Here is a 10,737-nt window from a genome sequence, read left to right on the forward strand (position 1 = left end):
TCGTGCCGTCCATCGATGTCGTCGTAGCCCGTGAGATTCTCGACTCGCGTGGCAACCCCACGGTCGAGGTCGAGGTCGGCCTCGACGACGGCAGCACCGGCCGTGCCGCTGTCCCGTCGGGTGCCTCCACCGGGGCCTTCGAGGCCCTGGAGCTCCGCGACGGTGACAAGAACCGCTACTTCGGCAAGGGCGTGGAGAAGGCCGTCCTGGCCGTCATCGAGCAGATCGGCCCGGAGCTGGTGGGCTACGACGCCACCGAGCAGCGCCTGATCGACCAGGCCATGCTCGACCTGGACGCCACCCCGGACAAGTCCTCGCTCGGCGCCAACGCCATCCTGGGCGTCTCGCTGGCCGTCGCGCACGCCGCCTCCGAGGCCAGCGACCTGCCGCTGTTCCGCTACCTGGGCGGCCCGAACGCGCACGTCCTGCCCGTCCCGATGATGAACATCCTCAACGGCGGCTCGCACGCGGACTCCAACGTCGACATCCAGGAGTTCATGATCGCCCCGATCGGCGCGGAGTCCTTCTCCGAGGCCGTCCGCTGGGGCGTCGAGGTCTACCACACGCTCAAGGGCGTGCTGAAGGAGCGCGGCCTGTCCACCGGCCTCGGCGACGAGGGCGGCTTCGCGCCGAACCTGGACAGCAACCGCGAGGCCCTGGACCTCATCACCGAGGCCATCAAGAAGGCCGGCTACGTGCCCGGCAAGGACATCGCGCTCGCCCTGGACGTCGCCGCCTCCGAGTTCTACAAGGACGGCGCCTACCAGTTCGAGGGCAAGGCGATCTCCGCCGCCGAGCTCATCGAGTACTACGCCGAGCTGGTCGCCGCGTACCCGCTGGTCTCCATCGAGGACCCGCTGGACGAGTCGGACTGGGACGGCTGGAAGGCCATGACCGTCAAGCTGGGCGACAAGGTCCAGCTGGTCGGCGACGACCTGTTCGTCACCAACCCGGCCCGCCTGGCCAAGGGCATCGAGACCGGCACCGCCAACGCGCTGCTGGTGAAGGTGAACCAGATCGGTTCGCTGACCGAGACCCTGGACGCCGTCGAGCTGGCCCAGCGCAACGGCTACCGCTGCATGATGTCGCACCGCTCCGGCGAGACCGAGGACGTCACCATCGCCGACCTGGCCGTCGCGACCAACTGCGGCCAGATCAAGACCGGTGCCCCGGCCCGCTCCGAGCGCGTCGCCAAGTACAACCAGCTGCTGCGCATCGAGGAGATCCTCGACGACGCCGCCGAGTACGCCGGCCGCGGCGCCTTCCCGCGCTTCAAGCACGAGGGCTGAGCCCGAGCGCTCGGCACGACGGCCGAGCCCGTCCGGTAGCGCACGCCTGACCGGTGCCCCGCCGTTCACCCCGTAGGGTGGACGGCGGGGCACCGTCGCGACCAGGAGGGGATACGGGAGATGGCAGGCTGGAGGATCCCGGGCTTGGCAGCCCGGCCTCGCTTCACGAGCCGGGCGACCGTCCTCGTCCTGGTGCTCTGCTCGCTGGTGGCGATCCTGGCCTACCCGACGCGGCAGTTCATCTCCCAGCGTTCCGAGATCTCCGCCCAGCGGGCGAAGGCCGAGCACGCCAAGCAGCAGGTCGAGCAGCTGCGCCGGGACAAGGCCCGCTGGCAGGACCCGGAGTACGTCAAGGCGCAGGCCCGCGCCCGGCTGCACTACGCGATGCCGGGGGAGACCCCGTACATCTCGGTGTCCCCGGCCGGCCAGGGCGCCGCCGGCTCCTCCGCGCCCGACGGCCCGCCCGCCGCCAACCCCTCCGCCCCCGGCGCGTCCGGCTCGACCGGCTCGACCGGGCCGGTGAAGGCCGCCAAGCCCTGGTACGCGAGCGTCTGGGACTCGGTGGACGCCGCCGACACCGCCGCCCTCGCCCCACCCGCCCCAACAGTCCCCGCCCCCGCCTCTGCTGGAGACAGCTCCCCCCATGACCACTGAGAACCACCCCAACGTCTCCGACACCGACGTCGCGGCCATCGCCGCGCAGCTCGGCCGTGTCCCGCGCGGCCTGCGCGGGGTGGCGCACCGCTGCCCCTGCGGCAACCCGGACGTCGTGGAGACGGCCCCCCGGCTCGCGGACGGCACGCCGTTCCCGACCCTGTACTACCTGACCTGCCCCAAGGCCGCCTCGCTGATCGGCACCCTGGAGGCGGACGGCGTGATGAAGGAGCAGACCGCCCGGCTCGCCGAGGATCCCGAGCTGGCCGCCGCCTACCAGAAGGCGCACGAGGACTACATCGCCCGGCGCGACGCCATCGAGGTGCTGGAGGGCTTCCCGAGCGCCGGCGGCATGCCGGACCGGGTGAAGTGCCTGCACGTGCTGGTCGGCCACTCGCTGGCGGCCGGCGAGGGCGTCAACCCGCTCGGCGACGAGGCGATCGGCATGCTGGAGGACTGGTGGGCCAAGGGCCCCTGCGTCTCCGCGGCCGAGGTCGAGGCCGCCGGTGAGCGGGTGGCGCGCAACCGCGCCAAGGCGCAGGACCACGAGGCGGTCATCGCCGCCAAGCAGCAGAAGTCCGCCGAGCGCGCCGCCAGGAAGCGCGCCGCGGCCGAGGGTGCCGACGCCGAGGGCTCCGCGGCCGAGGGCGCTGAGGAGGCCGGCGAATGAGCATGACCCGCGTCGCCGCGATCGACTGCGGCACCAACTCGATCCGCCTGCTGGTCGCCGACCTGGACCCGGAGACCGGGGAGATCACCGACCTCGACCGCCGGATGGTCATCAACCGGCTCGGCCAGGGCGTGGACCGGACCGGCCGGCTGCACCCGGACGCGCTGGCCCGCACCTTCGCGGCCTGCCGAGAGTACGCCGAGGTGATCGCCGCCCACGGGGTCGGCCCGGACCGGATCCGCTTCGTCGCCACCAGCGCCTCCCGGGACGCCGAGAACAGCGAGGAGTACGCCCAGGGCGTGCACGACGTCCTCGGCGTCCGCCCCGAGGTGGTCAGCGGCGAGGAGGAGGCCCACCTCTCTTTCGTCGGGGCCACCAAGGAGCTCACCGGCGGTCAGTTCCCGGCGCCCTATCTCGTCTTCGACCTCGGTGGCGGTTCCACCGAGTTCGTGCTCGGGACGCAGGACGTCCAGGCGGCCCGCTCGGTGGACATCGGCTGCGTCCGGCTGACCGAGCGCCACTTCGGCGGCGCCGAGCTGCCCACGCCGGAGCAGGTCGACGAGGCCCGGGCGCACATCCGGGCCGAGCTGGACAAGGCCGAGCAGGCCGTCCCGCTGACCGGCGCGGCCACCCTGGTGGGTCTCGCCGGGACGGTCACCACGGTCTCCGCGATCGCCCAGGACCTGCCCGCGTACGACTCCGAGGCGATCCACCACTCGCGGATCAGCCGGGAGCGGGTGGCCGCGATCGCCGCCGAGCTGCTCGGCGCCACCCACGCCCAGCGGGCGGCCATCCCGTCGATGCACCCGGGCCGGGTGGACGTGATCGCGGCCGGTGCGCTGGAGCTGCTGGAGATCATGGAGCGGACGGGCGCCGCCGAGCTGGTGGTCAGCGAGCACGACATCCTCGACGGCATCGCCTGGAGCATCGCCTCCTGAACCGCGGACCGGCCGGGCCGCCCGCCCCGGGGCCTCCCGGCCGGTCGGCGCGGTCCATCCGGCCGGTACCGCCGGTACGGCCTCCCCGCCGCGTGCGGGCCTTACGTTTTCGGCCCCGGAGCCCTGTTCAGGGGCCCGGGGCCGCGCCGCGCCCGGGGTCCCGCGGGAAAGTTCGTGAATTTCTTCACATGACGATCGGGTCATTCGTCGTCCCTGGCGGTCCGCTACGTCCGAAATGTGGGACCGAAGGCCTGTTCGGCGTGCCGACCGCTGGATCGCAGGTGACGCCCCCCTGCAGGTTTGAAAATCGAAATCACATGCGGGAACCCAGGCCTGGTACGGATCGTTGCTGCTCAGCCGGGTCATTTGTACCCGGGTACCCGCCGGGCGCCCCGGTGGTCGGAGGGTCGGCGCCTGCCACCCCGAAAAGGGGCCGCGTAGTGTAGCACGGGGTGTCCAGGAGCTTGTGACCGGCCTCACGAAGGCTGCTCCGGACGGTGCTGGATACTTTCGGATATGAGCACCACGGAGCGTCCTCGCATCCTCATTGTCGGCGGTGGTTACGTCGGCCTGTATGCCGCGATGCGCATCCTCAAGAAGATGCGCTACGGGGAGGCGACCGTCACGGTCGTCGACCCGCGGTCGTACATGACGTACCTGCCCTTCCTCCCCGAGGCGGCCGGCGGCAACGTCGCGCCCCGCAACCTCGTCGCCCCGCTGCGCAGCGCCCTTAAGAAGGCGGAGGTGCTCACCGGTGCGGTCACCGGTGTGGACCACGCCCGCAAGGTCGCCACGATCCAGCCGGCGGCCGGCGACTCGTACGAGCTGCCCTTCGAGTACCTGGTCGTCGCGACCGGCTCGGTCTCCCGCACCTTCCCGATCCCGGGTCTGGCGGAGCACGGCATCGGCATGAAGACGGTCGAGGAGGCCATCAGCCTCCGCAACCACGTCATGGCGCAGCTGGACAAGGCCGAGTCCACCACCGACGAGGCGGTCCGCCGCAAGGCGCTGACCTTCGTCGTCGTCGGCGGCGGCTTCGCCGGCGTCGAGACGATCGCCGAGATCGAGGACATGGCGCGCGACGCCGCCAAGATCTACCGGACCGTCAGCCGCGACGACATGCGCTTCATCCTGGTGGAGGCGGCCAACCGCATCCTCCCAGAGATGGGCCCGGACCTCGGTCTGTGGACCAAGGAGAAGCTCGAAGAGCGCAACATCGAGATCTACATCGAGACCTCGATGGACTCCTGCGTCGACCAGCACGTCGTGCTGAAGAACGGCGTCGAGGCCGACGCCTCCACCATCGTGTGGACGGCGGGCGTGAAGCCGAACCCGGTGCTGGCCAACTTCGGTCTGCCGCTGGGCCCGCGCGGCCACGTCGACACCGCGCCGACCCTGCAGGTCCAGGGCTTTGACTACGTCTGGTCCGCCGGTGACAACGCGCAGGTCCCGGACCTCGCCGCCGGTGAGGGCGCCTGGTGCCCGCCGAACGCGCAGCACGCCGTCCGGCAGGCCGCCGTCCTCGGCGACAACGTGATCTCCGGCATGCGCGGCTTCCCGCAGCAGGAGTACAAGCACAAGAACCTGGGTGCGGTCGCCGGTCTCGGCCTGCACAAGGGCGTGGCGATCCTCTTCGGCAAGTACAAGCTGAAGGGCCGTCCGGCCTGGTGGTTCCACCGCCTGTACCACGGCGCCATGGTCCCGACCATGAACCGCAAGGTCCGCGTGTTCACCGACTGGACCCTGGCGGTCTTCCTGAAGCGCGAGGCCGTCGGCCTGGCCCAGATGGAGAAGCCGTTCGAGGCGTTCCAGGAGGCTGCGGCGCCCGCGCCGAAGCCCGTCGAGGCCGCCAAGCCGGCCGCCGACAAGGAACTCGCCACCAGCAAGTAAGCGACTGAGATCCCGGTGTGGGAGCACCGGGAAATGAGTCGGAGGCCCTCCGCCCGGCAGCGTCGCCGGACCACGACCTCCGTGGTGCTCAGCCGGCCGTGCGACCGGGCGGAGTACAGAAGTACGGGAAGTCCCCCACCGAACCCTCCGGTGGGGGACTTCCCGTTTGTGCGGACTGCTTGTGTGGACTGCCTGTGCGGGGCATCTGCCCGGGCCCGTCGAACGGACCGCCGCCCGGGCCGCCCGAGTGGCGGCCCGGGCGGCCCGGGTGGTCGATCGGCCGGTCAGTCGGTCAGTCGGTCTTGATGCTCTCCAGGATGTCGAGCTTGGAGGCCCGGCGGGCCGGCCAGATCGCGGCGACCAGGCCGACCAGGCCGGCCAGGGCGAGGAAGAGCAGCAGCTGACCGAAGGGCAGCACGGTGGTCAGACCGGCCATGCTGGACTTCAGGGTGCCGTTGATCGCCCAGGCGATGAAGCAGCCGAGCAGCAGGCCGATGCCGGCGCCGAAGACCGAGATCACCACGGACTCCAGACGGACCATCCGCTTGATGCCGCCGCGGTCCAGACCGATCGCCCGCAGCATCCCGATCTCGCGCTTGCGCTCGAAGACCGACATCGCCAGCGTGTTGACCACACCGAGGATCGCGACGATCACCGACATCGCCAGCAGGCCGTACATCATGTTCAGGGCGAAGGTGATGATCTGGCTGAAGTCGTCCCGGACGTCCTGCTTGGACTTGATCTCGATGACCGGGTTGGCGCCGGTGGCGTCCTTGAGGGCCTGCTTCAGCGAGCCGGTGGCGCCGTCGGCGCCCTTGACCAGGATGTCGCTGATGTACGGCTCGGGGTCGTGCTTGGCGATCTCCGCGTTGGCCATCATGACCGGGCCGAGCATCTCGCTCGCCTCGTAGACGCCGCCGACGGTGACCTGGCCGGTGCTCTCGTCCGGGTACGTCACCGTCATGGTGGACCCGGCGGTGACGTTGTTCTTCTTGGCGACGTTCGCGTCGACCAGGATCTGGCCCTTGCCGAACCCGGCGGTGGAGCCGCTGGTCAGCTCGACCGCGACGACCTTGTCGAAGGTGTCGGCGTTCAGGCCGGTGATCGACTTCGGGGTGCCGTTCAGCTCCCAGTAGACGGTGGTGAGCGGCGAGGAGGCCGTCACCCCGGGAGCCTTGGCGATCTCGGCCGGGACCTTCGCCGAGAGGCCCATGTGGTTGGCGGCCGAGATCACGTAGTCGGCCTTCATCGCGCTGGTGACGGCCTTGTCGAGCGCGCCGCCGACCGAGGCGCCGATCACCGTGAGGCCGGAGACCAGGGTCAGGCCGATGGTGAGCGCGGCGGCGGTGGAGGCGGTGCGGCGCGGGTTGCGGACCGCGTTGCGCCGGGCGAGCTTGCCGGGGGTGCCGGCCAGCCTGGCGAGCACCGGGCCGAGCAGGGCGATCACCGGGCGGGAGAGCAGCGGCAGCAGGACGAAGACGCTGACCAGCGTGAGGAAGGCGCCGAGGGCGACCGGCATCCGGCCGTCCCCGTTGCCCGTGGAGGCGCCGAAGGCGATCAGGGCGACGCCGCCGGCGGCACCGAGCGAGCCGATCGCGTTGCGGACCACCAGGCTCTTCTGACTGCTCGGCTGGTCGCCGCTGCTCATCGCGGCCACCGGGGCGATCCGGGCGGCGCGCAGGGCGGGCAGCAGGGCGGAGAGGACTGTCACCAGGACGCCGACCACCAGGGTGACCACCACGGTGAGCGGCTTGATCACCAGCGAGCCGGAGGGCATGTCACTGCCCAGCGCGCCGATCAGGGACTGCATCCCGGCGCCGATCCCGACACCGGCCACCAGACCGGCCACGGCGGAGCCCATCCCGATCGCCAGGGCCTCGATCAGCACGGACAGGGTGACCTGCTTGCGGCTGGCGCCGATCGCCCGCAGCAGTGCGAGCTCCTTGGTGCGCTGGGCGACCAGCATGGTGAAGGTGTTGGCGATGATGAAGATGCCGACGAAGAGCGAGATCCCGGCGAAGGCGAGCAGCATGGTGCGCATGCCGTCGGTGCCGCTGGCGATCATCTTCTGGTCGTCGGCCTTGAGCTGCTGACCGGTCTCGACGTGGATCTGCTGACCGGTCGGGAGCTTCTGCTGGGCCTGGGCGAGCAGGGCGTCCTCGGTGGTGCCGGGCTTGGCGGTGAGCACGATGCTGCTGTAGCGGCCGGGCTCCAGCAGCAGCTGCTGGGCGGTGCCGCGGTCGAACAGGGTGAGCGTGCCGCCGGTGTTGACCACCGGGTCGTCGGTGGTGAAGATGCCGGTCAGCCGGGCCTCGACGACCGGGCCGTTGGAGGCGACCCGGACGGTGTCGCCGACCTTGTAGCCGCCCTTGTCGGCGGTCTTGCGGTCGAGCGCGATCTCCTTGGCCGTCTTCGGGCCCTGGCCCTCGGCCATCGGGTAGCGGGCGTCCCTGCCGTCCGGGCCCGGGGCGAAGTTGGCGCCCTTGGCGGTCCAGGCCTGGCCGATCAGGTCGCCGCTCCGGTCGGCGACGCCGGTGAAGCCGCTGACCACGCCTCGGGCGCCCGCCGTGCCGGGCAGCGCGGCGAGCTGCTGGACGGTGGCGTCGGTCAGGGTGGCCGTGCTCTTCTCGCTCTTCTCCCGGGCGCTCGCGCCGGAGCCGGCGGCCCGGTCGACGATCTGCACCGAGACGTCGGAGTAGCTCTTGGAGTTGCTGTCCTCCATGGCCTTGCCGAAGGTGTCGGAGAAGATCATGGTGCCCGCCACGAAGGCGGTGCCCAGCATGACGGCCAGAGCCGTCATCAGGAGTCGGCCCTTGTGGGCCAGCACATTGCGCAGTGCGGTGCGGTACATGGGGTGTCCTGGGTTTCGAGGAGGGACGGGCTGCTACCGGTGGAGCGTCAGCTCGTCCGGCCCTTGGCGTCGAAGCGGCGCATGCGGTCCAGGACGGTGTCCGCGGTGGGGTTGGTGAGCTCGTCGACGATGCGGCCGTCGGCGAGGAAGACGACGCGGTCCGCGTAGGCGGCGGCGACGGGGTCGTGGGTGACCATGACGACGGTCTGGCCGAGCTCGCGCACGGAGTTGCGCAGGAAGGAGAGGATCTCGGCGCCGGAGCGGGAGTCGAGGTTTCCGGTCGGCTCGTCGGCGAAGATGATGTCGGGCTTTCCGGCGAGGGCGCGGGCGCAGGCGACACGCTGCTGCTGGCCGCCGGAGAGCTGGCTGGGGCGGTGCGAGAGGCGGCCGGAGAGGCCGACGGTGTCCACGACGCGGTCGAGCCAGGGCTTGTCGGCCTTGCGACCGGCGATGTCCATCGGGAGGGTGATGTTCTCCAGGGCGGTCAGCGTGGGGAGCAGGTTGAAGGCCTGGAAGATGAAGCCGATGTGGTCCCGGCGCAGCTGGGTGAGCTGCTTGTCCTTGAGGCCGACCAGCTCGGTGTCGCCGATGGTGGAGGAGCCGGAGGTGACGGTGTCCAGGCCGGCCATGCAGTGCATGAGGGTGGACTTGCCGGAGCCGGAGGGGCCCATGATGGCGGTGAACTCGCCCTGGGGGAAGGTCACGCTGACGTTGTCCAGGGCGACGACCCGGGTCTCCCCCTCCCCGTAGACCTTGTTGAGGCCGGTGGCGCGGGCGGCCGCCCGGCCGGTGCGGACGGCGGTTGCGGTCGACGTGGTCACGGGGGTGCTCCTTGTGTCGCGGACTGGGGGAGGGCTGCCGAAGGGCGGCTGGACGACCGGATCCCGAGGGCTTCCGGCGGTATCCCCATACTCCGCTACGTGATCATGGTTATTCGTCGCTCCGCCGGACGGTTGGCGGGACCGCCGCTGGGCGTACGCCCTGATGGAGGCCTCATCCTCCGGTATGACACGGACCCTGAGCGGAGGCCGTTGGCCGGAACGCACGCCTCCGGTGGCCAAATCACGGACTGTTCGTCAGATGGCAAGGAAACATGACAACTTCCCTGGCCGGGAACATGCGAAAGGGGGAGGCGGGCGACTAGGCTCAGGGGTGGCCCGCCCCGGAGCGGCTTACCTCCGGCCGGCGGCGGTGCCGGTCCGCAGCGCGCCCGGATGGTGGAACGCAGACACGGGCAGCTTAAAACTGCTTGGCCGTGAGGCCGTGCCGGTTCGAGTCCGGCTCCGGGCACCACTCGAGGCGGGGGCGCCGCACGGCGCCCCCGCCGGGCGTCCCGGTAGATCCTCCTCGCGGCGTATCCCGATTTTTTTGCCAAGCCATTACCCTTGTGCTTCGGGCGGCGCCAGTGCTGCCACGGAGGGAATGAGCAATGAGAAGCAGCAACCCGGTCTTCTCGCGGGAGGGATCCTTCACCCGCGAGCCCGGCTACGCGGGTTTCGGCACCACGCAGACCCCGCCGGCCGGGAGCCCGTACGCGACCCAGCCCAACGGGCCGGGCGGTCAGTACGGCAACAACCCCTACGGCAACAACCCGTACGCGGACAGCCAGTACGCCCAGCAGCCGCAGGGGCAGGGGCCGCTGACCGACGAGCAGCTCGTCGAGATGTACCGGGCACCGTCGGCCGGTCCGCTGGCGACGGGTCGGATGACGCTCGACGACGTCGTCGCGCGCACCGCCATGACGCTGCTCACCCTGGTCGCGGCCGGCGCGGTGTCCTGGTTCGCGCTGCCGCCCGAGAACTACGGCTACGCGACCGGTGCCTCGCTGATCGCCTTCGTGGTCGGTCTGTTCATCACGTTCAAGCCGAACGTCAGCCCGCCGATGATCCTCGTGTACGCGGGCCTGCAGGGCTTCGCGCTCGGCGCCCTGACGCACGTCCTCAACATCATCTGGCCGGGCATCGCGATCCAGGCGGTGCTGGGCACGGCGGCGGTCTTCGCGGCGATGCTGATCGCCTACAAGTCCGGCCGGATCCGGGTGACCGCCCGCTACCAGCGGATCGGCATCGCGATCGGCATGGGCTTCGCGATCCTGATGCTGGTCAACGTGCTCGCGGGGGTGTTCGGCTCCGGCCTGAACCTCTGGCAGGGCCCGCTGGGCGTCGTGGTCGGCCTGGTCGGTGTCGCCATCGGCGCCTTCTACCTCTCGCTGGACTTCAGCGAGATCGAGCGGGCCATCGCCGAGGGCGCCCCGCAGAAGGAGGCCTGGCGGGCCGCCTTCGGGCTGACCCTGTCGCTGGTCTGGATCTACATCGAGATGCTGCGGCTGATCGCGAGCCTGCGCGGCGACGACTAGTGCCGCGTCAGGCAACTTTTGCCCGTCAAGGAGCGGCGTCCGGTGCGTGCTATCGGCGTGCCGGCCGGAAGTCCTCGTACTGGACGTAC

At 70.8% G+C, this 10,737-nt stretch carries 7 protein-coding genes, 1 tRNA gene and 1 pseudogene; 7 read left to right on the top strand and 2 right to left on the bottom strand.

From position 1 onward, the window contains the following. The first annotated feature begins 2 nt into the window (after positions 1–2). The 5 genes and pseudogenes from eno (at position 3) to ACFVVX_RS35980 (ending at position 5,441) form a co-directional block, all read left to right on the top strand. Positions 3–1,289: a phosphopyruvate hydratase gene (eno, locus tag ACFVVX_RS35960; protein ID WP_387952110.1), complete on the top strand. Its 1,287-nt coding sequence runs from the start codon at positions 3–5 to the stop codon at positions 1,287–1,289. A 144-nt stretch (positions 1,290–1,433) separates the two neighbouring features. Continuing rightward, a complete protein-coding gene (locus ACFVVX_RS35965; RefSeq protein WP_387952112.1) occupies positions 1,434–1,943 on the top strand; it encodes a septum formation initiator family protein in 510 nt (169 codons plus the stop codon). Further along, positions 1,915–2,442: pseudogene (locus tag ACFVVX_RS35970) on the top strand (DUF501 domain-containing protein); the annotation flags it as partial. The gene ACFVVX_RS35965 and the pseudogene ACFVVX_RS35970, both read left to right, overlap by 29 nt. 173 nt (positions 2,443–2,615) lie before the next feature. Then, positions 2,616–3,551 (top strand): exopolyphosphatase, encoded by a 936-nt coding sequence (locus ACFVVX_RS35975; RefSeq protein ID WP_387952122.1) that lies wholly within the window; start codon positions 2,616–2,618, stop codon positions 3,549–3,551. Between the two features lie 516 nt (positions 3,552–4,067). Beyond that, the gene (locus ACFVVX_RS35980) at positions 4,068–5,441 is read left to right on the top strand and encodes an NAD(P)/FAD-dependent oxidoreductase (protein WP_387952114.1); all 1,374 of its coding nucleotides are present in this window, start codon (positions 4,068–4,070) and stop codon (positions 5,439–5,441) included. Between the two features lie 292 nt (positions 5,442–5,733). On the opposite strand, the gene ACFVVX_RS35985 is transcribed toward ACFVVX_RS35980, so the two are convergent. Both ACFVVX_RS35985 and ACFVVX_RS35990 read right to left on the bottom strand, forming a co-directional pair. After that, a complete protein-coding gene (locus tag ACFVVX_RS35985; RefSeq protein ID WP_387952116.1) occupies positions 5,734–8,292 on the bottom strand; it encodes an ABC transporter permease in 2,559 nt (852 codons plus the stop codon). Positions 8,293–8,339: 47 nt separating this feature from the next. After that, the gene (locus ACFVVX_RS35990) at positions 8,340–9,113 is read right to left on the bottom strand and encodes an ABC transporter ATP-binding protein (protein WP_387952117.1); all 774 of its coding nucleotides are present in this window, start codon (positions 9,111–9,113) and stop codon (positions 8,340–8,342) included. Between the two features lie 387 nt (positions 9,114–9,500). Between ACFVVX_RS35990 and ACFVVX_RS35995 the strand changes: the two genes are divergently transcribed. Beyond that, positions 9,501–9,585, top strand: a tRNA-Leu gene (locus tag ACFVVX_RS35995). A 136-nt stretch (positions 9,586–9,721) separates the two neighbouring features. Then, positions 9,722–10,648: a Bax inhibitor-1/YccA family protein gene (locus ACFVVX_RS36000; protein ID WP_387952119.1), complete on the top strand. Its 927-nt coding sequence runs from the start codon at positions 9,722–9,724 to the stop codon at positions 10,646–10,648. Positions 10,649–10,737 lie beyond the last annotated feature (89 nt).

This window comes from Kitasatospora sp. NPDC058170 (assembly GCF_042883905.1).
Taxonomy (GTDB): Bacteria; Actinomycetota; Actinomycetes; order Streptomycetales; family Streptomycetaceae; genus Kitasatospora.